The organism is Glacieibacterium sp. (assembly GCF_965200405.1).
Taxonomy (GTDB): domain Bacteria; phylum Pseudomonadota; class Alphaproteobacteria; order Sphingomonadales; family Sphingomonadaceae; genus Glacieibacterium.
This window is the reverse complement of the sequence record NZ_OZ241356.1, coordinates 2,677,057-2,702,060: the sequence shown is the minus strand read 5'-3', so window position 1 is coordinate 2,702,060 and position 25,004 is coordinate 2,677,057. Positions and strand designations below refer to the sequence as shown.

The 25,004-nt window shown below is 65.7% G+C and carries 20 protein-coding genes and 1 tRNA gene; 16 read left to right on the top strand and 5 right to left on the bottom strand.

The annotated features are described in order from the left end of the window. Positions 1 to 37 precede the first annotated feature (37 nt). The 11 genes from ACOFKW_RS12585 to ACOFKW_RS12535 all read left to right on the top strand — a co-directional run bounded on the left by ACOFKW_RS12585 (position 38) and on the right by ACOFKW_RS12535 (position 12,993). Positions 38 to 1,243: a methyltransferase domain-containing protein gene (locus ACOFKW_RS12585; protein WP_419814497.1), complete on the top strand. Its 1,206-nt coding sequence runs from the start codon at positions 38 to 40 to the stop codon at positions 1,241 to 1,243. Then, positions 1,243 to 1,602 (top strand): hypothetical protein, encoded by a 360-nt coding sequence (locus ACOFKW_RS12580; RefSeq protein ID WP_419814496.1) that lies wholly within the window; start codon positions 1,243 to 1,245, stop codon positions 1,600 to 1,602. The genes ACOFKW_RS12585 and ACOFKW_RS12580 overlap by 1 nt, the downstream gene beginning before the upstream one ends. Continuing rightward, positions 1,599 to 2,978, top strand: a complete 1,380-nt coding sequence (locus tag ACOFKW_RS12575; protein WP_419814495.1) for an FAD-dependent oxidoreductase — start codon at positions 1,599 to 1,601, stop codon at positions 2,976 to 2,978. Before ACOFKW_RS12580 ends, ACOFKW_RS12575 begins: the two co-directional genes overlap by 4 nt. A 96-nt stretch (positions 2,979 to 3,074) precedes the next feature. Further along, complete coding sequence (locus ACOFKW_RS12570; RefSeq protein ID WP_419814494.1) at positions 3,075 to 4,694, top strand: FAD-binding oxidoreductase; 1,620 nt, start codon at positions 3,075 to 3,077, stop codon at positions 4,692 to 4,694. Beyond that, positions 4,691 to 5,710, top strand: coding sequence for a zinc-binding dehydrogenase (locus ACOFKW_RS12565; protein ID WP_419814493.1), 1,020 nt, complete (start codon positions 4,691 to 4,693; stop codon positions 5,708 to 5,710). The genes ACOFKW_RS12570 and ACOFKW_RS12565 overlap by 4 nt, the downstream gene beginning before the upstream one ends. 12 nt (positions 5,711 to 5,722) lie before the next feature. Then, positions 5,723 to 7,789: a hydantoinase/oxoprolinase family protein gene (locus tag ACOFKW_RS12560; protein WP_419814492.1), complete on the top strand. Its 2,067-nt coding sequence runs from the start codon at positions 5,723 to 5,725 to the stop codon at positions 7,787 to 7,789. Between the two features lie 10 nt (positions 7,790 to 7,799). Further along, entirely contained in the window at positions 7,800 to 9,677 is a 1,878-nt protein-coding gene (locus ACOFKW_RS12555; RefSeq protein WP_419814491.1) for a hydantoinase B/oxoprolinase family protein, read from the top strand. 5 nt (positions 9,678 to 9,682) lie between these two features. Next, entirely contained in the window at positions 9,683 to 9,946 is a 264-nt protein-coding gene (locus ACOFKW_RS12550) for a hypothetical protein (protein ID WP_419814490.1), read from the top strand. Then, positions 9,943 to 11,076: a methyltransferase domain-containing protein gene (locus ACOFKW_RS12545; protein ID WP_419814489.1), complete on the top strand. Its 1,134-nt coding sequence runs from the start codon at positions 9,943 to 9,945 to the stop codon at positions 11,074 to 11,076. The genes ACOFKW_RS12550 and ACOFKW_RS12545 overlap by 4 nt, the downstream gene beginning before the upstream one ends. Positions 11,077 to 11,170: 94 nt before the next feature. After that, positions 11,171 to 12,133, top strand: coding sequence for a hypothetical protein (locus tag ACOFKW_RS12540; RefSeq protein ID WP_419814488.1), 963 nt, complete (start codon positions 11,171 to 11,173; stop codon positions 12,131 to 12,133). Beyond that, the gene (locus ACOFKW_RS12535; protein WP_419814487.1) at positions 12,133 to 12,993 is read left to right on the top strand and encodes an alpha/beta fold hydrolase; all 861 of its coding nucleotides are present in this window, start codon (positions 12,133 to 12,135) and stop codon (positions 12,991 to 12,993) included. Before ACOFKW_RS12540 ends, ACOFKW_RS12535 begins: the two co-directional genes overlap by 1 nt. 322 nt (positions 12,994 to 13,315) lie before the next feature. Here ACOFKW_RS12535 and ACOFKW_RS12530 read toward each other — a convergent pair. Further along, positions 13,316 to 13,399: transfer RNA gene (locus tag ACOFKW_RS12530), tRNA-Leu, on the bottom strand. Positions 13,400 to 13,466: 67 nt separating this feature from the next. On the opposite strand from ACOFKW_RS12530, the gene ACOFKW_RS12525 reads away from it, so the two are divergent. The 4 genes from ACOFKW_RS12525 to ACOFKW_RS12510 all read left to right on the top strand — a co-directional run bounded on the left by ACOFKW_RS12525 (position 13,467) and on the right by ACOFKW_RS12510 (position 18,276). Further along, the gene (locus ACOFKW_RS12525) at positions 13,467 to 14,675 is read left to right on the top strand and encodes a pseudouridine synthase (protein ID WP_419814486.1); all 1,209 of its coding nucleotides are present in this window, start codon (positions 13,467 to 13,469) and stop codon (positions 14,673 to 14,675) included. Between the two features lies 1 nt (position 14,676). Next, the gene (rsmD, locus tag ACOFKW_RS12520; RefSeq protein ID WP_419814485.1) at positions 14,677 to 15,225 is read left to right on the top strand and encodes a 16S rRNA (guanine(966)-N(2))-methyltransferase RsmD; all 549 of its coding nucleotides are present in this window, start codon (positions 14,677 to 14,679) and stop codon (positions 15,223 to 15,225) included. A gap of 290 nt (positions 15,226 to 15,515) precedes the next feature. After that, entirely contained in the window at positions 15,516 to 15,845 is a 330-nt protein-coding gene (locus ACOFKW_RS12515; RefSeq protein ID WP_419814484.1) for a DMT family transporter, read from the top strand. Between the two features lie 148 nt (positions 15,846 to 15,993). Next, entirely contained in the window at positions 15,994 to 18,276 is a 2,283-nt protein-coding gene (locus ACOFKW_RS12510) for an ATP-dependent helicase (RefSeq protein ID WP_419814483.1), read from the top strand. Between the two features lie 12 nt (positions 18,277 to 18,288). On the opposite strand, the gene ACOFKW_RS12505 is transcribed toward ACOFKW_RS12510, so the two are convergent. Continuing rightward, entirely contained in the window at positions 18,289 to 19,776 is a 1,488-nt protein-coding gene (locus ACOFKW_RS12505) for a glucan biosynthesis protein D (RefSeq protein ID WP_419814482.1), read from the bottom strand. 265 nt (positions 19,777 to 20,041) lie between these two features. Here ACOFKW_RS12505 and ACOFKW_RS12500 point away from each other — a divergent pair, with 265 nt between their 5' ends. After that, positions 20,042 to 21,067 (top strand): endonuclease/exonuclease/phosphatase family protein, encoded by a 1,026-nt coding sequence (locus tag ACOFKW_RS12500; protein ID WP_419814481.1) that lies wholly within the window; start codon positions 20,042 to 20,044, stop codon positions 21,065 to 21,067. 45 nt (positions 21,068 to 21,112) lie between these two features. Here ACOFKW_RS12500 and ACOFKW_RS12495 read toward each other — a convergent pair whose 3' ends face one another. The 3 genes from ACOFKW_RS12495 to ACOFKW_RS12485 form a co-directional block, all read right to left on the bottom strand. Further along, entirely contained in the window at positions 21,113 to 22,069 is a 957-nt protein-coding gene (locus ACOFKW_RS12495; RefSeq protein WP_419814480.1) for an aldo/keto reductase, read from the bottom strand. A gap of 62 nt (positions 22,070 to 22,131) precedes the next feature. Beyond that, a complete protein-coding gene (locus ACOFKW_RS12490) occupies positions 22,132 to 24,222 on the bottom strand; it encodes a malate synthase G (protein WP_419814479.1) in 2,091 nt (696 codons plus the stop codon). A 230-nt stretch (positions 24,223 to 24,452) separates the two neighbouring features. Further along, complete coding sequence (locus ACOFKW_RS12485) at positions 24,453 to 24,884, bottom strand: GlcG/HbpS family heme-binding protein (RefSeq protein ID WP_419814478.1); 432 nt, start codon at positions 24,882 to 24,884, stop codon at positions 24,453 to 24,455. Between the last annotated feature and the right edge of the window lie 120 nt (positions 24,885 to 25,004).

The window sequence follows — 25,004 nt, the reverse complement described above, 5'->3', positions numbered from 1 at the left end:
TAGCAAATGAGGAAAGTGACTTTCCAGCATGGCGACCGTGAACACTCCCCAAGTCAGCTACGACGGTCCACCGGATTACCGCGTGATCGGTCGCCACGGAGTGTTCCCCGAAATGGGCCATGACGAGATCGAGCGGGTCAATTTCCTCACGCAGATGAACCGTCATCTTTCGACGCGCGTCGTGCCCGGCGTGAAGGCCGCGTTCTTGACGGAGGTCGCACCCGCTGCGGAGAAAGCAGCCGGGCATCCGCTTGCCGACCGGCACGACGCGCGCAAGGCATTGCTCGATCACCCTGCCTTCCGCTTCTGGTCGGCGATCCGGCGCATGACGATGGAACAACGCCAGCAAGCCGGCCGCTGGACTGCGATCCGCCAGCGTCAGGAGCTTGCAGACAAAGCCGCCGAACTGACGCAAGGCGACGCTCGGCTGGAGCTCGACCCCGGGCTCGCCATCCCGCGCTACGTCTCGGCAGTGGACCACCACTGCATGCCGGGCAGCTATCATCAGGAAGCATTTCCCGGCGACGTGACCAACGGTGCCAATTACGATCATGGCAATTTCGTCACGACGGGAGGAATGCTGGGCAAGCTCGCCGATGGTGGCGGCCATGCGGTGGTGAACTGGATCCGCCGCAACCTGCCGGATTTCAAACCGCACAAGATCCTCGAAATCGGCGGGACGGTCGGGCACTCCAGCCTGCCGATCGCGCAGGCCTGGCCCGAGGCCGAGATGACGATCGTCGACCTCGGTGCGCCGATGCTGCGCTACGGCCTTGCCCGCGCCAAGTCGCTCGGCATAGATAATGTCCGCTTCGTGCAGGCTTCGGGCGAGGATCTGTCGCGCTTTCCGGACCAGTGCTTCGACTGGATCCAGACGACAATGTTCCTTCACGAACTGTCGACTCGCTCGCTCGCCAATATCCTGCGCGAGACGCGCCGCCTGCTGAAGCCGGGCGGCATCGTCCTTCACGTCGAGCAACCGCAATACACACCAGACATGCCGCTGTTCGAACAGGTGATGCGCGACTGGGACGCCTATTATAATAACGAGCCCTTCTGGAGCCGGATGCACGAACTCGACCTCGACCAGGCGATGATCGATGCCGGTTTCAAACGCGAGCAGCTGATCCATGGCGGTGTGACCGCGGTGGTCGACAAAGACCTGTTTCCCGACGCGGCCGACGACGAAACCGAGGATTACGGGCGCAAGGCGGCGTGGCACGTCATCGGAGCGCGCGTCTGATGAGCATCGCGGAAGCGATCGCGGAGGCCGGCGCCAAGCCAGCGGGCAAGCGGCCCTTCTTCCTCGACACCGAGATCGAGACGGTGCTCGCGATCACGATGGCCGTCGTCCAGGAACTCGCAGTCAGCCGCCAGCGCATCGATACGCTGGAGCGCCTGCTCGAGCAGCAGGGCGTTCTGACCCGCGGGGAGATCGAGACCTATTCGCCCGACCCACAAGCCGCCGTCGAGCGCGCGCTTGCCACTCAGGAATATATCGCTCGCGTGCTGCGCATCATCCAGCAACGCAACGAGGCGAACCAGATGGCTGGGGAAATCGCGTCAGAGGACGTCGCGGACGAGATCGGCGCCGAAGCTTGAGCCGGTTCGACTTTACGGTGCAGGTGCTGGTCATCGGGGCCGGTGCCTGCGGTGCGGTTGCTGCATTGGCCGCGGCGGACGCGGGCGCGGGGGTGCTGGTCGTCGAACGTGACGACCGCGCCGGCGGCTCGACCGGCATGTCGCAGGGCCTCGTCTGTGCCGCGGGCACGCGCAGCCAGGCCGCGCACGGCATCGCGGACGACGCCGACACCTTCTTTGCCGACATCATGGCGAAGGCGCGGAGCGAGACCGATCCGGTCATCGCCCGCGCGCTCGCCGACAACAGCGCGCCGGCGCTCGAATGGCTGATCGATCGACACGGATTGCCCTGGGAACTGGATACGCGCTTTCGCGCCTCATATGGCAACAGTCGCCAGCGGCTCCATGGCTGGCCGGGGCATGGCGGCCTCGACATGGTGCAACTTCTACACGCGCGTCTGAGCGATGCCGGGATCGACTTGCTGATGAAGACCACGCTGGTCGACATCTTCGCGGACGAGGAGAACCGGATCGTCGGCGTTGCACTGAAACGGGCGGACGGCGCGATCGAGCATGTCGGCTGCGAGACGCTGATCCTGGCCGCCGGCGGCTTCGGCGCCAACCGCGCGATGACTGCTCGCTACATGCCCGAGACGCGGTTGCTGCGCTACAATGGGCATGAGGGAAGTCACGGCGAGGCAATCATCCTCGGCGAAAAGCTGGGCGCGGCGATAGCCGACATGGGCGCCTACCAAGGCTATGCGATGCTGACCGATCCACAGGGCATCTCGGTGCCGCCGCCCGTGCTGCTGGAGGGGGGCCTGATCGTCAACCGGACAGGCGCGCGCTTTACCGACGAGACGCTGGACATCGCCGGCATGGTCCATCCGCTCGCCAGCCAGCCGGATGGTATCGGCTGGGTGATATACGATGCTCGGATCGAGGCGCATTGCGCCGCAATTCCAGAACTCGCCACGTTGATGGAATTGAACGCTGCCAAGACCGCCGCGACGGCCGAGGATCTGGCCCGGCTGATCGGCGCCGACCCGGCCCAGCTCAGCGAGACGATCGCCGAGGCCCAGTCTGCGGCTTTGGAGGACGCGCCCGATGCGGTCGGCCGGCACTGGACGACTGCCGCCTCACCTCACGCCCCCTTTCGTGCGCTGCGCGTCGTCGGCGCGCTGTATCACACGCAGGGCGGTCTCCAGGTCGACGGGCAGGCGCGGGTATTGCGACAAGACGGGACGCCGTTCGCCAATTTGTTTGCCGGCGGCGGCACGGCGCGTTCGGTATCGGGTCCATCGTCGTGGGGGTATCTTCCGGCGATGGGCCTGACGACCGCAATCACCCTCGGCTGGCTGGCTGGCCGCGGTGCCGCGGCGCTGGTCAACGACTGAATAAAAACGTCACGGTGCGCGACGCGGAGCGCTTGCAACTCCGATTTAATATGTCATAGTTATATAACATATTACTTACATAACGGACCCGAGTTGATGCAGCAGGCCGCACAGCACCCGCCAACCGTGGAGACGCCGGACCTGACGGTCTTCGCCCGCATCGTCGGCGATGCCCACGCCCGCGACGATGAGGCAATCCGCGCACTGCACAGCGAGGACGTCTGGCAGCCGGGCCCGGCAATCGTGGCGCTCGTGGTCTCACCGGGCTCCACCGATGAAGTCGCCGCGGTCGCCAAGGCGGCGGATGCAGCCGGCTATTCGATCGCCCCTCGCGGCGCAGGCATGAGCTACACCGGCGGCTACGTCCCGGCGCATCACCGCACTATCTCGCTCGACATGTCACGAATGAACCGCATCCTGCGTCTCAGCCGTGACGACATGACGATCACCGTGGAAGCGGGCGCGACATGGACCGCGGTCAACGACGCACTCGCCACACAAGGCCTGCGGCTGCCCTTCTGGGGGCCCATGTCAGGCCTGTCCTCGACGATTGGCGGCGGCATCTCGCAGCTCAACGCGATGTTCGGAGCGGGACATTATGGAACGTCGAGCGAAAGCGTTGTGGCGCTCAAGATCGTCACTGCAGACGGCAAGATCGTCCGCACCGGTGCGCGCGGACCGAATGGCGACACGCCGCATTACCGTCACTTCGGCCCCGACCTGACCGGCCTGTTCTGCGGCGACTGCGGCACGCTGGGGATCAAGGCGGAGATCACGCTTCGCTTGATTACCGCGCCCAAGTTCGAAGACACCGCCTCCTTCTCCTTCCCGAGCGGCGAAGCGTTGCTCAAGGCCATGGCGGAAATCGCGCGTTCGGGTGTCGCCGCCGAAACCTGCGCGTTCGATCCCGGCCTGACCGTCGTTCGCATGAAGCGTGCCTCACTGGCGGGCGACATCAGGACGCTCGGCAAGGTCGTCGCCAAGGAAAAGTCGCTCGGCAAGGGCCTGCTCGCGGCGGCAAAGATCGCAATGGGCGGGCGCAACTTCATCGCCCCGACAGATTACCCGTTCCATTTCGCTTGCGAGGGCCGGTCGAAGGCAGCGGTCGATGCCGACATGGCCGAGGCGCGGCGTATCTGCCTCAGCTTCGGTGGCGCGGAAATCGAGAATACGATTGCCAAGGTCATCCGGGCGATGCCGTTCCCGCCGCTCAACTCCATGCTCGGGCCGACCGGCGAGGCTTGGGTGCCGTGCCACGGCGTGACCTCGCTATCGACCGCGCCCGAGATCTTCGCCGAGATACAGGCGGTGTTCGCACGGCGTCGGGCCGAGATGGATGCCGCCGAAATCCATGTCGGCTTCCTGTTCACGACGATGGCGACGAACGCGATCGTGATCGAGCCGGTGTTCTTCTGGCCGCAGGGCTGGCGCAAGATCCACGAATCCGCGGTCGAGCCTTCCCATCTCGCGCGGCTGACGCAGCGGCCGCTGCATCCGGAGGCGACCGCGCTCGTGACCGCGCTGCGCAAGGAATTGATCGGCATCTTCGCGCGCTACGGCAGTGGTCATTTCCAGATCGGCCGCACTTATCCGTACCGTGAAAGCCGTGATGCGGTATCGCAGGCGCTGCTCGATGCGGTGAAGCGCGTCACCGATCCGGATGGCCTCCTCAATCCCGGCGTCCTCGGCTTTCCGGACGCAGGCGCCGACGCATGAGTAATACGTATCGCGCCATCCAGTTGCAGCGTTTTGCCGACACCTTCCGGGCGGGCGCGACGATCGTCGACCTGGACTTGCGCCAGCCCGGTCCGGGCGAACTGCTCGTGCGCAATCACTATGCCGGCGTGAACGGCATCTTCGACACCCAGATCGCGCGCAATGCAGTCGACTACGTCAAGATCGCGCTACCGACGCTGACCGGCGTCGAGGCGCTCGGCACGGTCGAAGCAGTCGGCGACGGGGTGGTCGGTTTCGCGGCCGGCGACGCGGTCGTCACGACGCGCTTTCCGGGCGGCTACCGCCAGTGGAATGTCGCCCCCGAGGGCCATTTCGCCAAGGTGCCAAGCGCTGCGCCCGAATGGCTCGGCCTCGCCTCAACGGGAGTCTCGGCGTCGATGGCGCTCGAGCATATCGGCGCCCTGCGGGACGGCGAGACGGTCGCCATCTCCGCGGCGGCGGGTGGGCTTGGGCACCTGATCGTCCAGCTTGCCCTGCTCCGCGGCTGCCACGTCGTCGCGGTCTGCGGCGGCAAGACCAAGAGCAACTTCGTCAAGTCGCTCGGCGCACACCGGGTCATCGATTACCGGTCGGAGTCCGTGTCGGACGTGCTCGCGGCAGAGTATCCCGACAAGCTCAACGTCGCGATCGACACCGTAAGCGGCGGTATCTTCGATGCCTTCCTCGACAATGTCGCGCCGCATGGCCGCGTCGTCGTCGGCGGGGCGGCGGCCGATCTTGAAGGCCAGCCCGAGATCGTCACCCAGCCGCGCATCGCCCACAAGCTCTATTACAAGGGCGCATCGGTCCGGGGCTTCATGAACGGCCTGCTGGCCGAGCACTGGCCGCAGGCCCGCGCCAAGGTCTTCGCGCTCTACGACGCCGGCAAGCTCAAAATGGTCTTCGACGAGCGCAAGTTCATCGGCCTCGAAGGGGTCTACGATGCCGTCGAGCATCTGGTTTCCGGACAGTCCATGGGCAAGGTCATCGTCGACCTTCGCGCCCCTCAATCGTAATAGGGACGATCGATGGCATATCGGCTTGGCGTTGATGTCGGCGGCACGTTTACCGACCTCCTCCTGCTCGAAGAAGCCACCGGCGCCTTCTGGCGGCACAAGACGCCGTCGACGCCGCACGACAGTTCCGAAGGCATATTGACCGGTCTGAACGCGATCTGCGCAACGGCCGGGATTGCGCCAGCGGACATCGGCATCCTGCTGCACGGCACCACCGTCGCGACCAACGCGGTGCTCGAAGGCAAGGGCGCGCGTGTCGGCCTGATCGTCACCCAGGGCTACCGCCAGACCATGCAGATCGCGCGTAGCTTCGTGCCCGGCGGACTCGCCGGCTGGATCGTCTGGCCCAAGCCCCAGCCGCTCGCGGCGCTGGAGGATACATTCGAGATCAAGGGCCGGATCAACGCCCGCGGCAAAGAACTCCGCCCGCTCGACGAAGCGGACATCCGCGCCCAGCTCGAAAAGCTGAAGGCAAAAGGCGTCGAGGCGCTGACCGTATCGCTGATGAACGCCTATTTGAACGGCGCGCACGAGACGCGCGTCGGCGCGCTCGCCAACGAGATCATGCCCGACGTCCCCGTCTCGCTCAGCCATATCGTCCTGCCCGAGATGCAGGAATACGAGCGAACGCTGACCACCGTGGCGAATGCCGCCGTCCGCCCCATCGTCGGCCGTTACGTCCGCAGCCTGCGCGCCAAGTTGCGTGGCGCGGGCATGGTGGGCCAATTGTTGCTGCTGCGCTCCGACGGCGGCCTGATGACCTCGGAAAAGTCTGAGGAACATCCGGTTTCGTTGCTGATGTCGGGACCGGCGGGCGGCGTCACCGGAGCAATCTGGGTCAGCAAGAATGCCGGCATCCGGAACATCCTGACGCTCGACGTCGGCGGCACCTCGACCGATGTCGCGCTGATCGAGAACCTCGAGGCACGCCGCGTCCGCACCACCGAGGTCGGCCACCTTTCGGTCCGCGCCTCCGCGCTGGACGTCAAGACGGTAGGCGCCGGCGGCGGCTCGATTGCCTATGTTCCCGAGCTGACCGGGGCGCTACGCGTCGGTCCGCAGTCCGCCGGCGCGGTGCCGGGTCCCGTCGCCTACGGCAAGGGTGGCAAGCTGCCCACCGTGACCGACGCGAACGTCGTCCTCGGCTATCTGCCTGAGGCGCTGCTCGGCGGCACGTTCAAGCTCGACCGCGCCGGTGCCACGGCTGCGGTGAAGACGATTGCCGACGCGTTAGGAATCGACCTGTATGCGGCGGCGCGCGGCATCATCGATATCGTCAACGAGAACATGTTCGGCGCGCTGAGGATGATCTCGGTGCAGCAGGGCTATGACGCCCGCGATTTCGCGTTGATGGGCTTCGGCGGTGCCGGGCCGCTGCACGTCAACGCTGTCGCGCGCCTGATGGGAAGCTGGCCGGCGATTTCCCCGGTGTCGCCGGGCGTGCTGTGTGCGCTGGGTGACGCCACGACGCGGATGCGAACCGAGACGGCGCGCTCCTTCTCGACCCTCGCGTCGCGCACCACCGGCCAGGCGATCGTCGCCGTGCTGTCGGAGATGGAGATACAGATCCGCGCGGAGCTGGAGGCCGAGGGCGTCGCCGCCGACGAGATCACAGTCGAGTTCGAAGCTGACGTGCGCTACTCGGGCCAGGCGTTCGAGGTGCCGATGACGGTGACGATCGCGGATCTGGGCGAAACCGGGATCAGCGTGCTGACGGGTCGCTTCGACGAGGAGCATCGCCGGCTCTTCACCTTCAACATGGATAGCGAGCACGAGATCGTGAACCTGCGCGCCGTCGCGCTGGGCCAGGCGCTCGACCTGCCTGCGGCGAAGCTGCAGGTCGGGGACGGTGATCCGCGCGCCGCCAAGCTGCGCGACCACCAACTTTACATGAACGGCCAGATGCAGCCGGGCGTCATCTACGACCGCGCCAGGCTCAGGGCCGGCGACGTCATCGCCGGGCCGGCCATCGTCATCGAGATGGATTCCACGACGCTTGTCGAAGCGGACTGCATCGCCACCGTCGACGCGGTCGGCAACATCCTGATCACGCCCGTCCCCGCCCCGGCCGAAGCGTAAGGACCAGCAGATGCGCGCACGAATCGTCCAATCGAACCAGACGCCTTTCAAGAAGCTCGGGCTGGACCCGGTGACGCTCGACATCATCGAGAATGCGTTGCGCAATGCGCGCGTCGAGATGGACGCGACGCTGGTGCGTACCGCGATGTCGCCCGGCATTCGCGAGCAGGGCGACGCCTTTCCGCTGATCGCGGATCACCAGGGCCGCATGATCGTCGGCCAGTTCGGCTCGTACATCGGCCCGTTTCTCGATGGCTTCGACGGCACGGTGGAGGAAGGCGACCTGATCCTGCTGTCCGATCCGTATTCGGTCGGCGGCGCAGTCAGCCACTGCAACGACTGGCTGGTGCTGCTGCCCGTTTTCAAGGACGGCCGCCTGATCGCCTACACCTCGATGTTCGGTCACATGTCGGACATCGGCGGCATGGTCGCCGGCTCGATGCCGATCGACGCCACCTCGATCTTCCAGGAAGGCGTCCGTATCCCGCCGGTAAAGATCTACAAGCAGGGCGCCTATAACGAGGAGGTCGTCAGGCTGATCATGCATCAGGTGCGGACGCCCGACTGGTGCAAGGCGGATCTCAACGCGTTGATCGCCGCCTGCCGCGTCGCTGCACGCCGCGTCGTCGAACTGGCCGAGCGCTTCGGTGACGACATCTTCGTTTCCGCTTGCGAGGACCTGCTTGCCCGCAATCACCGCGCGATGACCTTGCTGATCGGCAGGGCGATCAGCGAGGAGAAGGTCAGTTTCGAGGATTACCTCTGCGACGACGGCATGGGTTATGGTCCTTACAAGATAAAGTGCACGATGTGGCGTGAGAACGGCCGCGTCGTCCTCGACTTCGACGGCACCGATCCCCAGTCCGCGGCCTCGATCAACTTCTACCTCAACGAGAACATGATGCGGATGTTCTTCGGAATCTACATGATCATGGTCTTCGATCCGCAGATCCTGTTTAACGATGGCTATTACGATCTTATCGATATCCGCATCCCGGAAGGGTCGCTTCTCAAGCCGCGTTTCCCGGCGGCGCTTTCAGGCCGGACCCACGCACTCGGCCGGATGTTCGACATCCTCGGCGGCCTGCTCGGTCAAAAGACGCCGGAGTTCCTGACCGCCGCCGGCTTTTCCTCCTCGCCGCACCTGTTCTATTCGGGCTTCGACAAGGCCGGTGTCTATTTCCAGCTGTTCCAGATCGGCTTCGGCGGGATTCCGGGTCGTCCGCTCGGCGACGGGCCCGACGGCCATTCGCTGTTCCCCAACTTCACCAATGTGCCCAATGAATTTCTCGAGCGCTATTTTCCGTTGGTGATCGAACGCTACGAGACGGTGGCGGATTCGGGCGGCGCTGGCCTCCACCGCGGTGGCAACGGCATCGTCATGTCCTATCGTTTCCTGGAGCCGGGTAAAATCGCCATCCACGACGACCGCTGGTTCGTGCCCCCCTGGGGCGTCAACGGCGGCCTGCCGGGCGCCCGCGCGCGCAAGATTCTCGAAAAGCCCGACGGCTCGCAGCGGATTGTCGGCAACAAGGTCGAGGATCTGGAAGTCGAAGCGGACGACGTGCTGCACTTCATCACGTGGGGTGGCGGTGGCTGGGGCGATCCGTTGGACCGCGATCCGCCATTGATCGTCAAGGAGATCGAACAAGGCCTTGTCACCGTTGCTGGCGCCGCAGCCTATGGCGTTGTCATTGGGACCGATGGCAGCGTCGATGCAGCCGCCACCGCGGCGCGGCGCGACACGATGCGCAAGGATCGCGGGGATGTGGAGGTGTTCGATTTCGGCCCCGACATCGAGACGCTGCGGGCCAATTGCGAGGCGGAGACCGGGCTGTCGGCGCCCCGCCAGCGCCTGTGGGAACCGCTCGAACTGGCAGCCGGATAGCTGCAATGGCGCAAGATGATCCGCTCGGCACCAGCGTCGCCGACCGAAGCCTGCAGATCGCCACCGCGCTTGCTGCCGAGGTGGCGGTCCTCCGCGAACGGCTTGAGATCGTCGAGCGCCTTGCCGCCAACCACGGCTTGTTCGGCCCCACCGACGTGGACGCCTACGTGCCCGAACCGAGCGTTGCGGAAGGCTTCGCGACCAAGCGCCGCGCCTTCATCGAGCGCATCTTCAGCGCGATGCGCGTGAATCGGGAGCCACGGCGATGACCGACCTGCCGCACGACATGATGCTGCGACCCCGGTCGAGCGACGCGACGCGCGAGGCGTTCTGGGGCGAGCTACAGACCTACCTCGAGGCCGAAGTTCGCCCCGGCTTTCGTGCCCATTACCAGGATGTGGTCGAACCGAGACTTGTCTCCGATCTCGGTCGCATACCCGATCGCTGCGAGATCGCCGCTGCGATGCGCGAGTATCAGCCTAATCGCGCCTGGTATGTTGCGCGGACCGAAGCGCAGCGGCAGGCCTTCGATGCCTCCCGCACCATCGTCGACGGCCACATCGATGAACTGGCCACTCGCGCCGCCGCGCTGGGAAATGGACCGGCGATGATCGAGCTCGATCCGAGCCTGCCCTTCCCCGCCTATATCCAGACGGATGCTCATAACATGGTGGGCGGCTATGAAGATCTGGGACGGCACCATCCGCTCGCTGCCGGTGCCACCTATGATCGCGCGCTTTCGGTCCACCGCGTTGCTGCCATGGGACCGCTGGTCGACGACGTCGGCCACAGTATCGCGGCGCGGCTGCAGCAGGTCTTCCCCGATTTCGTACCCAAGCGGATCCTCGAACTAGGCTGCACCGTCGGCCATACGCTGCTGCCGTTCAAGGCCGCCTTTCCCGACGCGGAGGTAATCGGAGTCGATGTTTCCGGTCCATGCCTCGCGTTCGGCGCGGCGCGCGCGTCGGCGCTCGGGGCGGCGGTGACCTTCAGCCAGCGCAACGCCGAGCACACCGGCTATCCCGATGGAAGCTTCGATCTCGTCTTCTCGCGGATCCTGCTGCACGAGACCTGCGAGGCGGCGACGCGCGCGGTGTTCGCCGAATGCCACCGCCTGCTGCGCCCGGGCGGGATCATGTTCCATTCCGACGCTCCGCAGTTCGACGAGCTCGATCCCTACGACCAGTCGCTGCGTGACTGGGACATCAATTTCAACGCCGAGCCATTTATGGGCGGCTATTATGCGATGGACCTGGAGGACGAGTTCGCCCGCGCTGGCTTCCGCCGCGACGCCATGTTCCGCCTCGTCGCGCCGAGCCTGATCGTCCAGCGCGGCTACCGCGCCGAGGCGACACGGACCCGCGGCGGCCGCTATTTCCTTGCAGGCGCGGTGAAATAGTAACTGCGAGGGCAAGTGCCTTCCTCGGCCGAGCCATTGCATCAATCTCATTATGTTATATTGTTAATACAATTCGTGAGCGGCGGGGTTCGAGATGCAAGACGAGGCAGCGACAGGGATCGTCCGGTTCGTCCACGGTCCCATCGTTTCGACCAGTGACATCGATGCGCATCTCGCGCTGTTCGCCGCCTTCGGCCTGCGCGAGGTTGCGCGGTGCGAACGATCCGTTGAGGAAACAGCGGCAATCTGGGGCGTCGATCGGCAATCCAGCATCGAGGTGACACTCGAAACGCCGGGGACGACTTTCGGCATACGGCTGGTGCGCTTCGATCCCGGTTCGACGGCCCAGATCAGGGATCCGTCGCGCGGCACCGACAGCGAGGCGCTGAAGGTCATTGATTTCTACGCCCCCGATCTGGCCGCTGCACGCGCCTCGATCGAGGCCGCCGGCTTCGCCTTCAAGCCCGATGTGGCCGACTATGTGACGCCGGAGGGCCGCTATCAGGAGGCTCATCTGTGGGGGCCGGACGGTGTCGTCTGCGCGCTGATTTCCGGTGACGCTGCATTGTTCGACGATCTGGCGACGATTCGTGATCGCCTTGTCAGCGAACCTCAGAGCATCTCCGGTCCAGTCCAGGACGCTGCCGCCACGCTCGCTTTCTTTAAGGACGTGCTCAAGCTCGATGTCGTTCACCGCTACGGCTTGGACGATCCGAGTTTCGACGCGCTGATGGGCGCTCCGGCTCGTGTCAAATTGCGCGCGTGGAACGTCGGCCTGAATAAGCGCGAGCCGTACTTCGGCGTGATCGACTATGGTCTGCCGCTTGGATCGCAGGTTTCGATCAAGGCATCCGCCCGACCGCCGGCGCGCGGTCTGCTCGGCGCGACGTTGATCGTTCGCGATGCAGCCACGGTCGCTGCGGAGGCAGGCGTCGGTGTCGTCACCCTCGACGTGCCGGGCTTTGGTCCCGCCAGGGTCGCGACAGTGCAAGGACCCAACGGCGCATGGTTCCAGGCGATCCAGCCGACGAACGGCGGGCCAGAAGGAACATCCTGATGCAGACCGGCGATCACGGCATGAAGTCCGCACGGCGGCATTATGTCGATGGCCCGTTCGGCCAGATGCATCTGAGGATGGCTGGGGCCCCGTCCGACCGGCCGCCGCTCCTCTGTTTCCACATGAGCCCGATGAGTGGGCGCATATTCGCAAACTTCATCGCCGAGATGGGGCGGGACAGGCTGGCGATCGCGGTCGACACTCCCGGCTTCGGCATGTCGGATAGGCCGGCGGAACCGCCGGAGATTGCCGACTACGCGCGGGCGATGGCCGCCGTCATCGACGCGCTCGGCATCGACGGACCGGTCGACCTCATGGGCTATCACACCGGTTCGCTGATCTCCTGCGATCTCGCCCGGTTACGACCGCAACAGGTCCGCCGCGTGATACTGGTCTCCGCTCCACTTCTGACAGATGCGGAGCGGGTCGAGATGCGCGCACTCTACCCGGAGGTGCCGCCGAGCCTCGATGGCGAGCATCTGCTGAAGCGGTGGCGCGGCTTCGTGCATCACAATCTGGGCCGGGGTGTCGACATGAACAGCGTCGCTGATATGTTCCCCGACGGCCTGCTTGGCCGAAACAAGGCCTGGTGGGGCCATCGCGCGGCGTTCAATCACCAGCCAGACATGGGATTGCCCGAGGTCGCGCAGCCTGTGCTGATCATCAATCCCGGGGACGATCTGCAGCAGTTCACGCCACGCGCGAAGATGTACCTTGTCAACGGGCGCATCGTTGAAAAGCCCGAATGGGGCCGCGGCTTTCTCGACGGGTTCACACTCGACGCGGCGACCTTGGCACGTTCCTTTCTAGACAATCCGGATCCGTTCGGATCTCTGACCGGTAAAGCGAACCCTTATTAAGCAGCGGATGAGCCTAGGTTGAGGAGCAAAGCTGCTGTCAGCCAAGCTTCAAACAAGCGTCGCCTTCGCCGTCTGTCTGCTTAAAAGCGGTCATCCCTCTTCCATCCGAAAATATCCGTTCGGAGCTGCGGCGTCTGATAGCAGGCGACCGCTTTGGGATCGGTGAGGCCCACTTCAGTTGCGGCTATCTCGATCTGAATATCGACAAGGTCGAGATGTTAGACACACAAATCCGGATGTCAGGGTCACGCTCGGCGCTAGTACAAGCTTGATCAAAGATGAGGCGATGCCCGACGGGGCGGCGGCCATCTTCGACCGGTTGTGGTGCCCCTGGCCGGACTCGAACCAGCACGGATTTCTCCACTCGATTTTGAGTCGAGCGCGTCTACCATTTCACCACAGGGGCACTGCCAGACCCGGTAAACGACCGCGCCGCGCTTGCCAAGATGCAGGGTTGCTTGCAATGCAGTGACATGAGACCTCCACGCACGCCCGGCGGCCGGCCGCCCGGCAACAGACCTCCCGGTAATCGCCCACCCGGCGACCGCAGTTCCAGCGACCGTCCGACCGGCGGCAGACCCACTGGTAATCGCACCGGCGGCGCCCGTCCGCCATCGAACCGCGACGCTGGCGAGCGTGTGCCGTTCGACCAGCCTTCGCGCCCTGCCTCGTCGCGCCTGCCGTCGTCGCGACCGCCATCGGCCCGCCCGCAGTCGGCCCGCCCGACAGGTGAGCGTACGACCGGCCCCGGACGTCCCGGTGCTTCGCGCCCCAGCTTCGGCCGTGCGCCCAAGCTCGACGAGCTGGCGACCAATACCCGCGAGTTGCGACGCCATATTCCGGGTGGGCGCCTGCCCAAGGTTCCGGCCGCCGACAAGCCCGCCGCTCCAACTGGCCGCCGTGCCCGCGGCGAGGTCCGGGCGCTGGTCAAGGCCGGCGAGCTGGAGCCGCAGCGCATCGCCAAGCTGCTCGCCCGCGCCGGCGTCGGCTCGCGCCGCGACATCGACCGGATGATCGAGCAGGGCCTGATCGCGATGAACGGCAAGGTGCTCGACACCCCCGCCACCATCGTCACCTCGCTGGAGGGCATCACCGTCGAGGGCCGCCCGGTCGAGGCGATCGAAGCGACCCGGCTGTTCCGCTTCCACAAGCCCGCGGGCTTCCTGACCACGGCGCGCGATCCGGGCGGACGCCCGACGATCTTCGACGCCCTGCCGCCCGGCCTGCCCCGCCTCGTGCCGGTTGGCCGCCTCGACATGAACACCGAGGGCCTGTTGCTGATGACCACCGACGGTGGACTGAAGCGCGCGCTGGAGCTGCCGATCAACGCAGTGTCACGCCGTTACCGGGTTCGCGCCTATGGCGAGATTTCGCAGGCGGCGCTGGAGACGCTCATCGAGGGCATCACCATCGACGGCATGCGCTACGGTCCGATCGACGCCGATATCGAGCGGCGCACCGGCGCGAACCTGTGGCTGACGATGCGCCTCACCGAAGGCAAGAACCGCGAAATCCGCCGCGTGCTGGAGTTCTTGGGCCTCCAGGTCTCCCGCCTGATCCGCATCGCCTATGGCCCGTTCGAACTGGGTGAGCTCGGCGTCCGCGAGGTCGAGGAAGTTCCGTCGAACGCCATCGATCTGCTGCGCAAGGGGCTGGGCAAGAACGCCGACGGGATGCGCTGAGATGCGCATCATCGCAGGCAAATGGCGCGGCCGCGCGCTGACCGCGCCTGAAGGCGAAGCGACGCGCCCCACCGCCGACAGGGTACGGGAAGCGCTGTTCTCGATGTTGACCAGCCGGCTGGGCGACTTCGACGAGTTGCGCGTCGCCGACGTGTTCGCCGGCACCGGCGCGCTCGGGCTGGAGGCCCTGTCGCGGGGCGCGGCGCACGTCACCTTCGTCGAGAACGATCCCGTGGCGATCAAAGCGTTGCGCGGCAATATCGCCAAGTGCGGCGCGGAGAACGTCACCACCGTCGTCGCACATCCGGCCGAGCTGCTCGGCCGATCGTCGCCGCACGACCTGGTATTACTCGACCCGCCTTATGGTAGCGGCGCGGCTGCGGCGGCTCTCGCCCGGATGGATGCACAGGGTTGGCTCGCCCCGCACGCGCTGGTGTCGGTCGAGACAAGCGCCAAGGAAGCGCTGGAGATTCCGGGGTTCAACGCCGAGCCGCCGCGCAAGCATGGCAAGGCGGCGCTGCACCTGTTGCGCCGAGAGATCGCGACGTAACCGGCACGATCGCGCTTCGACATCCTGCGCGTTTGCGGCCTGCTGGTCTAGTTTGTGAGCCCGACCCGGAAACACCGTCGAACATGACGCGCGGATAGGGCATTTTGGCGGCCGGTTGGTCTGTCGGCTTGATCGTCGATCAACGGAGGTCTAGACGAAATGCGCCGAAAATAGAGTAGCAGGATAATATCTCCTGCACCCGTTCGCTGGGTCTACTCAGCCACGGCGTCACCTCAATCGAGGGACGCCTGCGTCTTCTGCAAGCGTTCCAAGCTAAAGGACGCATTCACGTGAAATATTTTTTCCTGCTTATCGCCATCGGCGGCGAGGCAATCGGCACGACTTTCCTGAAAGAGTCGGACGGTTTCACCCGGCCTGTTCCAACAGCCATCATGGTCGTGTGTTACGTCGTGACATTCTATTTCCTCTCGCTGGCCCTGCGCTCCATGCCGACCGGCGTCGCCTATGCAATCTGGTCAGGAGTCGGCGTCGTGCTCGTCACGACGATCGCGTGGATTTTCCAGGGCCAGAGGCTGGATGCGGCCGCCATCGCGGGCATCACATTGATCGTCGCCGGCTCTGTCGTGCTGAACTTGTTCTCGAAGTCCACGGCGCACTGAGTAACGTCCCGGCTGCGCGCTCCGCGTCTGCATAGCCGGTAGTACCCTCGCTTCGCCTTCGCACGCACCTGCCGCAGGTAAGCCGAATCCTGTCGAACCGCTTGATGCCGGGGTGACAAACGCGCCCGCGTTCCTTACCTGTTCCCCGATGGCTTCCGTTCCCGCCCCGCTTCCCGAGCCCGCTTACATGGACGGCCTCAACGCGCCGCAGCGGGATGCGGTGCTGACCACCGAGGGTCCGGTGCTGATCCTGGCGGGCGCCGGCACCGGCAAGACCCGCGCCCTCACCGCGCGGCTGGCACATATCATCTTCACGCGACGCGCCTGGCCGAGCGAAGTGCTGGCGGTGACCTTCACCAACAAGGCGGCGCGCGAAATGCGCCACCGCATGGGCGCGCTGATTGGCGATGTCGCGGAGGGCATGTCGTTCCTCGGTACCTTCCATTCGGTTGCGTCGCGGATGCTGCGCCGCCACGCCGCGCTGGTCGGGCTGGATGCCAGATTCACCATCCTCGACACCGACGACCAGTTACGGCTGTTGAAGCAAATCCTGATCGAGGCCGGCATCGAGGAAAAGCGCTGGCCCGCCAAGGGACTGGCGTCGCTGATCGACCGCTGGAAGAACCGCGGCTGGCGGCCGGACCAACTGCCTAGCGACGAGGGCCGCGACTATGCCGACGGCAAGGCCCCTGCCCTGTACGCCCGCTATCAGCAACGGCTGGCTGCACTCAACGCCGCGGATTTCGGCGACCTGCTGCTCCACATGCTGACCATCTTCCAGAAGCACCCCGACGTGCTCGCGGAGTACCAGCGCAAGTTCAAATACATCCTCGTCGACGAGTATCAGGACACCAATGTCAGCCAGTATCTGTGGCTGCGGCTGCTGGCGCAGGAGCGCAAGAACATTGCCTGCGTCGGCGACGACGACCAGTCGATCTACTCATGGCGGGGTGCCGAGGTCGCCAACATCCTGCGCTTCGAACAGGACTTTCCAGGCGCGAAGGTGATCCGGCTGGAGCAGAACTACCGCTCCACCCCGTCGATCCTTGCCGCCGCCGGTGGGCTGATCGCCAAGAACGGCGGGCGCCTGGGGAAGACGCTGTGGACCGAGCTGGCGCACGGCGACAAGGTCCGCGTCATCGGCGTCTGGGACGGCCCGGAGGAAGCCCGCATGGTCGGCGACGAGGCCGAGCGGCTGCAGCGCCAGGGTGCCTCGCTCAACGACGTTGCGATCCTGGTTCGCGCTCAGTTCCAGACCCGCGAGTTCGAGGACCGCTTCATCTCGATCGGCCTGCCGTACAAGATCGTCGGCGGGTTTCGCTTCTACGAGCGCGCCGAGATCCGCGACGCGCTGGCCTATTTCCGCGTCGTCGTCTCGCCCAGCGACGGGCTGGCGTTCGAGCGCATCGTCAACCTGCCCAAGCGCGGCCTCGGCGACAAGGCGATGGCCAGCCTGCACGGCCTCGCCCGCGCCCGCGACATCCCACTGTCCAGCGCCGCCGCGCAGATCATCGAGACCGACGAACTGACCGGTGCCGCCCGCCGCAACCTCGCGGCCTTCGTTCAGGACCTGACGCGCTGGCGGGAGCAGGTCGACACGCTGTCCCACGCCGAACTGGCGCGCGTCATCCTCGAAGAATCGGGGATGATCGGCATGTACCAGGCGCAGCGCTCGGTCGAGGCCGACGGGCGGCTGGAAAACCTGACCGAACTGACGCGCGCCATGGAAGACTATGAATCCATGACGGATTTCCTGGAGCACGTCAGCCTGGTCATGGACAACGACGCCTCCGACGGCGCCGAGTTCGTCACCATCATGACGCTCCACGCCGCCAAGGGACTGGAGTTCGACAACGTCTATCTGGTCGGCTGGGAGGAAGGCGTCTTCCCGTCGCAACGCTCGCTCGACGAGGGCGGCAACGCCAGCCTGGAGGAGGAGCGGCGCCTCGCCTATGTCGGCATCACCCGCGCCCGGCGCCAGGCGACGATCTTCCACGCCGCCAACCGCCGCATCTATGGCCAATGGACCTCAAGCATCCCGTCGCGCTTCGTCAGCGAACTGCCGCTCGATCATGTCGACGTCACCAGCACGATGAGCGGCGGACCCAGCCTGTGGCGCGCCGCGCTCGGCGGTGGCGATCCGTTCGCCGACGTGACCCGCGGCTCCGGTCGCGGTCCCGGCTGGACGCGTGCGCAGGGCGTCGGCGTCTCGGGCATCCCCGGTCGCGGCGGCCCGGTCATCGAGGCGCGCGCCTCGGCGGTCAGCGTCGGCATGAAGGGCCGTGCCGATGTCGCCGTCGGCGCGCGAGTGTTCCACTCCAAGTTCGGCTACGGCGCGGTCACCTCGATCGAGGGCAACAAGCTGGAGATCGACTTCGAAAAGGCCGGTGCCAAGCGCGTCCTCGACAGCTTCGTCGAGGTCATAGCCTGAACCTGCCGCTGATCAGCCGAAAAGCTGCATCAGCAGTGTCTCGCTGACGGGCCGGCCGTCGCGTTCGAGCACCAGGCGAAACTCGGACGGTTCCTCGCCACCATCCAGCGCGATGTCGACCATCGCCCGCCAGCGACCGTCCACATTGCCGAGCGGATAGGCGACCTTCTGGACGATCCGGCCGCGTCCGAGGCTCGGCACCGGCACCACCGTGCCAGACTCGCGCAGGCCGACGAGCGACGGACCCGCGAAATCGACGACGATCTTGATCACGCCCGGCGGCGGTACCTCGCCGGGTAGGCCGCCGTCGCCGGTGTAGCTGTCGACGACGCGCGCGAGCGGACTGGGCCAAGGCTCTGTCGAACGCCAGTCGAGGTGATAGGCATAGTCCAGTGCCGTGCCGGCCAACGTGGGCGCGGCCGGTGTCCAGAACGCGACGACGTTGTCGACGATCTCGGAGCGCGTTGGGAAGGCATACAGCATTACCGCGCCAGCACCCCAGCTGCCGATCGGCGTGGTCCACAGGTCGGGCCGACGCTCATAAAAAACCGCGTCGTCGAGATAGCGGTCGAACCGGCGGTCGCGCTGGAGCAGGCCATAGCCACCCGGATTGCGGTCTCCGAAGCTGCTGGTCAGCGGGCGCGGCGGATTGGTCAGCGGTCGCCACAGCCGTTCGCCCGCCCCGGTCAGCAGCGCAAGACCGTCTGAATCGTGCACCTCCGGACGCCAGTCGCTGGCGGTACGGTGCTCCGTCTGGCCATACCAGAACATGCTCGTCGCAGGCGCGAGGCCGATGCGCGCCACGTCGCGCCGCAGGCGGAGGTGAGCGTCGACTTCCTGGTGCACGCCTTCATTGGTCAGGCGGCAGCGGAAGCGGAATGCTCCGGTCAGCGCCTCTCCGTCGAGCAGCGCGTCTATGGTGAGCGAGCCATCCGCCGCCGCTTCCAGCCAGAAGGCGGTGAAGGCAGGAAAGCTTTCGCGGCCGTCGAGACCGGCGTCGACTGCTACTGCGCGGGCGGACAAGCCGTACTGACCCTCCGGGCCGACCGCGCGAAAATAGGATGCGCCGAGAAAGGCGAGCCAGTCGCCCTCACCCTGCCGCTTCATGACGCGAAAGCCGCTTGCGCCCGTGGGTGGTACGACACCGGCGACCTGCCCGAACAGCGCCTGATCGGGGTAAATTCGCTGCGCCACGCCGTTCTCGACCAGGTGCAGCGCGACCGACGCAGGCGCCGTCGCGCGCGGTGGAAACAGGCGGACCGGCGACGCGCCCGGCCGATCGTCGAACAAGGCCCGGGCCGGGGCGAAGCTGATGGTGTTTGCCGCGTCATAGTCGATCCGGTCGGCGCCGGGCGTCGGCTGCGGGGCGCGAAACGGCTGGCGGGCGAGCGCGTCCGCTTGGGACCGCAACCGATCGAACGAGAACGGAACGCCGCGCGCCGCGCCCAACGTCAGCGGCGCAGCACCGATCAGGGCCAGGAGCTCGCGGCGGGCGATCATTGCCCCGGGCCTATCGCTTGCGCCAGCGTTAGGCGCAAGCGCAACCGGCAAGCATTCGCCGATGCCCTGCTGCCGGATGCGCGGCACCGGGTGACCGGTCCGTCCTGCATCCATCCTGGGTGCCGTGACTTCAGCTGCCTCGCGCATTATCTTGGAACGAGAGAGGCTGGGATCAGGGCCGCGCTAGAGCATCCGCCGACCCGCACGATGTCGCGTCCTGTCTTCACCTGCGAGCGTCGAGGCGAAAGGACGGACCGATAATCTGATGAAGCGCGTAATACTCCTGCTTGCCATTTCGCTGGCAGCCTGTGCGACGCAGCCACCGCCGCGCTTTGCAAATGCTGCCAGCGCACTAGCGCCGACACTGACGATTGCAGCGGATGGCATCACGGCGACTACCACGCTCGACGTGCTGACATTCAACATCGAGGGGCTCGGCTGGCCGGCGCGGACGGGCCGGAAGGCATCGCTGCAGGCCATTTCAAAGACTCTCGTTGCCCTGGAGGCTGCCGGGCAAGCACCCGACGTCGTCCTGATCCAAGAGATGTTCAGCCCCGCTGCCGTGCGAGCCGTCCGCGAGACGAGCTATCCCAACCTCGTCTCCGGGCCGTCGCGAACCGACCGGAAGCAGCTGCCCAAGGCGCCGAGAATGCCCGGGTCATACCTCTGGAAGAAAGGCGAGCTGGGCTTTCACCTCGCCGGGTCGGGCCTCGCGATCCTCAGCCGCTATCCCATCGTGGCGACCCGCTCCGAGCCGTACGGGCGGCGCTGCGCGGGCCTCGATTGTCTCAGCAACAAGGGCGCCCTGCACGCCCGCATCGCGATCCCCCAGGTGCCGGAGACGATCGACCTGTTCGACACCCACATGAACTCGCAGGGCGCATCGCGCGTGCCGCTCCAGCGCCACGCCGCAGCGCACCAGCGGCAGGTGTCGGAACTGGCCGATTTCATCCAGTCGGAATCGCTGCCGGACACGCCGACGATCCTGGGCGGCGACTTCAACATGCGCCGGTCCGAGCTGCGCTATCAACGCTTTGCGGGTACCCAGCGCCTGACCCTGGTCCACCGCTATTGCATCGAGAAGTCCGACAGATGCGACGTGCGCGCATCCTGGGACGGCGACGAGCCGTGGATGGACACCCAGGATTTACAGTTGTTCGGATCCGGCAAGCGCGTCACGGTCCGACCGATCCGGGTAGAGGCGATGTTCGATGGTTCGGCGAATAGTCCCAAGCTGTCCGATCACGACGGCTTCAGGGTTGTCTACCAGCTTAGTTGGCAGGTGCGTTAGCCGCCAGCCTGTCGGATCAGCGATCGGTCGCGCTCGTTTCTCGTATCATCCGGCGAGCTTGATCAGTTCACGGCGCTGTTGCGCATTCGGGAGAGGACCTGAACCGGCTGCAGCATTCTCCGCCATGTAGGTCGGGTTGCCGGTGCCAGGGATGACGCAGGTGACGGCCGGCTCGGCGAGCAGGAACTTGAGCGCCAGTTGGGCCCAGTTTGTCGCTCCGAGTTCGCGCGCAAAGCCCGGCAGCGGCGTGCCCCTCAGCCGACGCAGGAGCCCACCGCCGCCAAACGGTGAGTTGCAGATCACCGCGATCCCGCGCTCGCGCGCCAGTGGCAACAGTCGCGCCTCCGCCGCCCGATCGTCGAGAGCATAGTTGATCTGGAGGAAGTCGAGCTTTTCCGATCGCATCACCGCCTCGACCTCGGCATAGGCCGACGGCGAATAATGGGTGATGCCAAGGTAACGGATCCGGCCCGCCGCCTTCCACGCCCGCAAGGTGGGCATGTGGGTACGCCAGTCGAGAAGGTTGTGGATCTGCATCAGATCGATGCGCTCGGTGCGCAACAGTCGCATCGATTGCGTCATCTGTTGGATGCCGGCCTCGCGGCCCGACGTCCACACTTTGGTCGCGAGGAAAGGCTTTCGCGCCTTCGTACCAGCGAGCAACTCCCCCGTCGTGGCCTCCGCCCTGCCGTACATGGGCGAGCTGTCGATCACCGTGCCGCCACTGGCAAACAGCGCGTCCAGCACCGCGGGCAGCCGGGCATATTCGGCACTGCGCGGTGCCACGTCGAAGTTGATGTAAGTGCCGAGCCCGACCACGGGTAAAAGCTCCCCGGACGACGGGATCGGACGCTTCAGCATCTGACTGGCAACCTTTGCACCTTCCGTCTGCCCGTCTGCGGGAACGACAGCCCCCCGGACGCTCGAACTCAAGGCGCATGTCGCGGCGGCGCCCGCCATGAGGCGAAGCATCTCGTTCCGGGTGAGTTGATCGTGCGTCATCAAACTCTGTCCTCTTGCCGGTCGCTCGCCAGTCTCGACCGTCCCAAGGTGCAGCGGCGCCCCTAGGCCGCTTGCTTGACCTCGGTGCGGAACCGGTGGAGCAGCGGCTCGGTATATCCGTTGGGCTGCGATACGCCGTCGAAGACCAGCGCCCGTGCTGCCTTCAGGGCGATACTGCCGCCGACAAGCGGGCGATAGAGCGGATCACCGGCGTTTTGCGCATCGACCTTTTTCGCCATCCGCTCGAACGCGGCGTCGATGTCGCCTGCCGTGACCAGCCCGTGCACCAGCCAGTTCGCCATATGCTGCGACGATATCCTGAGCGTCGCCCGATCTTCCATCAGCCCGACATCGTGGATGTCGGGGACCTTCGAGCAGCCGATCCCCTGGTCGATCCAGCGCACGACATAGCCGAGGATTCCCTGGGCATTATTGTCGAGTTCGCGCTCGATCTCCTGCGGGGTCCAGTTACGGCCCAGTGCCAGCGGGATGGACAGCAGCGCGTCGAGCCCGGGGACGGCCTCCGCCGCAATCTCGCGCTGCCGCGCAAAGACATCGACCTGATGGTAATGCAGGGCGTGCAGCGTCGCAGCCGTCGGCGAAGGCACCCAGGCAGTGTTGGCGCCCGACAGTGGATGACCGATTTTCTGCTCGAGCATGTCCGCCATGCGGTCGGGAGCCGCCCACATGCCCTTGCCGATCTGCGCCTTGCCTGACAGACCGCACGCGAGGCCGATGCGGACATTGCGGTCCTCATAGGCCTTGATCCAGGCACTGCCCTTCATCTCGGTCTTGGGGATCATCGCGCCAGCCTGCATGCTGGTGTGGATCTCGTCGCCGGTGCGGTCGAGGAAGCCGGTGTTGATGAAGGCGATGCGGCCTCGTACGGCCGCGATCATCGCCGCAAGATTGGCCGAGGTGCGGCGTTCTTCGTCCATCACCCCGACCTTGATCGTGTGGCGGGACAGCCCCAGCAAATCCTCGATCGCGTCGAACAGGCGGTCGGTGAAGCCGGCCTCGTCCGGACCGTGCATCTTGGGCTTGACGATATAGACAGAACCGGCCCGGCTATTGCGGAGCGGCGAGACGCCCTTCAGATCGTAGAGCGCGATCGTGCTGGTCATGATCGCATCGAGGATACCCTCGGGCGCCTCGGCACCGTCGAGAAGTACGGCAGGCGTTGTCATCAGATGCCCGACGTTGCGCACGAACAGCGTACTGCGCCCCGGGAGGGTCAACGTCCCGCCGTTAGGCGCCTCGTAGACACGGTCGGGATTGAGGCGCCGCGTCATCGGGGCGCCGCCCTTGTCGAACGTCTCCTCCAGGTCGCCGCGCATCAGGCCCAACCAATTTGCATAGGCCGCGACCTTGTCCTCGGCGTCGACCGCGGCGATCGAGTCTTCGAGGTCGACGATCGTCGTCAACGCCGCCTCGAGCAGGACATCGGCGATCCCCGCCGGATCGGTCCGGCCGATACGGTGGTCGCGGTCGACAATTACCTCGATATGCAGGCCGTTGTGCCGCAGCAGCCAGGAGCCGCCGGACCGTCCGACCAGCTGTGCCGGATCCGCCAGCACGAGGTCGCCGCCGGCAAAGTCGCTCCAGCTTCCGCTCGCAAGCGGGACCGCGTCGTCGAGGAACGCCTTGGCGCGCTCGATCACCTGGGCGCCGCGAGCAACATCATAGCCACCGCCCGCTGCGGCGCCCGGCAAGGCATCGGTGCCATACAGCGCGTCGTACAGGCTGCCCCATCGTGCATTGGCGGCATTCAGGACGAAGCGAGCGTTGAGCACCGGCACCACCAATTGCGGACCGGCCATCGTCGCGATCTCGGCATCGACGTTGGCCGTGCTGATGGCGAACGGCGCCGGCTCCGGTACGAGATAGCCGATGTCTTCGAGAAACGCGCGATACTCGGCGGCATCGATCGCCGCGCTGCGGTGTGAAACGTGCCAGGCATCGATCTGCGACTGGATGTCGTCGCGCCGCTGCAGCAACGCGGCATTCTCGGGGCCGAAGCGCACGAAGATGTCCGCCACACCCCGCCACCAGTCCGCTGCATCGATGCCCAACGCCGGCAGCACCTGCGTCTCGACGAACTCGACGAGCGGCGCGGCGACTTTCAAGCGGCCCTGGTCGATCATGGCATTCATCTCAAATCCAGTCTTTGTCGGAAACATCGGGGCGAATTGTCAGGGCTGTAGGACTATCAGTGCCTGCGGGGATCGCATCGTCGGGTTTGAAGCCATGCTCGTCACCCTCTTCAGCGCCGCAAGGATCGTGACACGAGATGATGCAAAGGTCCCGGCAAGGCAAGACCGGCCGGTCTGCGAGACAGGAACAACGCCTCGCATCGGGCTTTGGATCAGGGCCAGCCCGACTGCTAGGTTTGCGGTTCGGCTTTCAGGCCAGCGGCAGCGATACCCGCGAGGGCAGCGGCCTCGTCATTGTCGGAAAGGTCGCCGGTCACGCCGATCGCGCCAACCGGGTGCGGGCCCTCGCCGAAGATCAGAAGGCCGCCTGCAGCAGGAATGATGCCCTGTCGCGACAACGGCCCCAGCGATGCGACGAAACTCGGCCGGTCGGCTGCCATCTCGGCAATCTTCCGCGACGACAGGCCGAGTGCCAGCGAACTCGCCGCCTTGCCGATCGCGATCTCGGGCCTGAGGATCGAGCTTCCGTCCTGCCGTTGCAGCGCCACGAGATGACCACCGGCATCGAGCACCGCCACGGTCAGTGGCTTCAGCTTCATTTCTGAGGCCTTTGCCAACGCCGCAGCGACGGCCGTGTTCGCCTGTTCGAGAGTGATGCTCATCTTGTTTCCCATGCAAAGCACTGAAGATAACGACGCAAGTCGACCCGAAGACACGCTGGTCAACATCGGCCGGCAGGGCGCACCCAGCCGTCTCGGGCACCAGCCGAAAGGCTGTAGCGT

What these genes read in the sequence shown, in the direction of transcription:
- ACOFKW_RS12580 (WP_419814496.1), top strand. Translation starts at nt 1,243, where the DNA reads ATGAGCATCGCGGAAGCGATCGCGGAGGCCGGCGCCAAGCCAGCGGGC.
- ACOFKW_RS12570 (WP_419814494.1), top strand. Translation starts at nt 3,075, where the DNA reads ATGCAGCAGGCCGCACAGCACCCGCCAACCGTGGAGACGCCGGACCTG.
- ACOFKW_RS12565 (WP_419814493.1), top strand. Translation starts at nt 4,691, where the DNA reads ATGAGTAATACGTATCGCGCCATCCAGTTGCAGCGTTTTGCCGACACC.
- ACOFKW_RS12560 (WP_419814492.1), top strand. Translation starts at nt 5,723, where the DNA reads ATGGCATATCGGCTTGGCGTTGATGTCGGCGGCACGTTTACCGACCTC.
- ACOFKW_RS12555 (WP_419814491.1), top strand. Translation starts at nt 7,800, where the DNA reads ATGCGCGCACGAATCGTCCAATCGAACCAGACGCCTTTCAAGAAGCTC.
- ACOFKW_RS12550 (WP_419814490.1), top strand. Translation starts at nt 9,683, where the DNA reads ATGGCGCAAGATGATCCGCTCGGCACCAGCGTCGCCGACCGAAGCCTG.
- ACOFKW_RS12545 (WP_419814489.1), top strand. Translation starts at nt 9,943, where the DNA reads ATGACCGACCTGCCGCACGACATGATGCTGCGACCCCGGTCGAGCGAC.
- ACOFKW_RS12540 (WP_419814488.1), top strand. Translation starts at nt 11,171, where the DNA reads ATGCAAGACGAGGCAGCGACAGGGATCGTCCGGTTCGTCCACGGTCCC.
- ACOFKW_RS12535 (WP_419814487.1), top strand. Translation starts at nt 12,133, where the DNA reads ATGCAGACCGGCGATCACGGCATGAAGTCCGCACGGCGGCATTATGTC.
- ACOFKW_RS12525 (WP_419814486.1), top strand. Translation starts at nt 13,467, where the DNA reads ATGAGACCTCCACGCACGCCCGGCGGCCGGCCGCCCGGCAACAGACCT.
- rsmD (WP_419814485.1), top strand. Translation starts at nt 14,677, where the DNA reads ATGCGCATCATCGCAGGCAAATGGCGCGGCCGCGCGCTGACCGCGCCT.
- ACOFKW_RS12510 (WP_419814483.1), top strand. Translation starts at nt 15,994, where the DNA reads ATGGCTTCCGTTCCCGCCCCGCTTCCCGAGCCCGCTTACATGGACGGC.
- ACOFKW_RS12505 (WP_419814482.1), bottom strand. Translation starts at nt 19,776, where the DNA reads ATGATCGCCCGCCGCGAGCTCCTGGCCCTGATCGGTGCTGCGCCGCTG.
- ACOFKW_RS12500 (WP_419814481.1), top strand. Translation starts at nt 20,042, where the DNA reads ATGAAGCGCGTAATACTCCTGCTTGCCATTTCGCTGGCAGCCTGTGCG.
- ACOFKW_RS12495 (WP_419814480.1), bottom strand. Translation starts at nt 22,069, where the DNA reads ATGACGCACGATCAACTCACCCGGAACGAGATGCTTCGCCTCATGGCG.
- ACOFKW_RS12490 (WP_419814479.1), bottom strand. Translation starts at nt 24,222, where the DNA reads ATGAATGCCATGATCGACCAGGGCCGCTTGAAAGTCGCCGCGCCGCTC.
- ACOFKW_RS12485 (WP_419814478.1), bottom strand. Translation starts at nt 24,884, where the DNA reads ATGAGCATCACTCTCGAACAGGCGAACACGGCCGTCGCTGCGGCGTTG.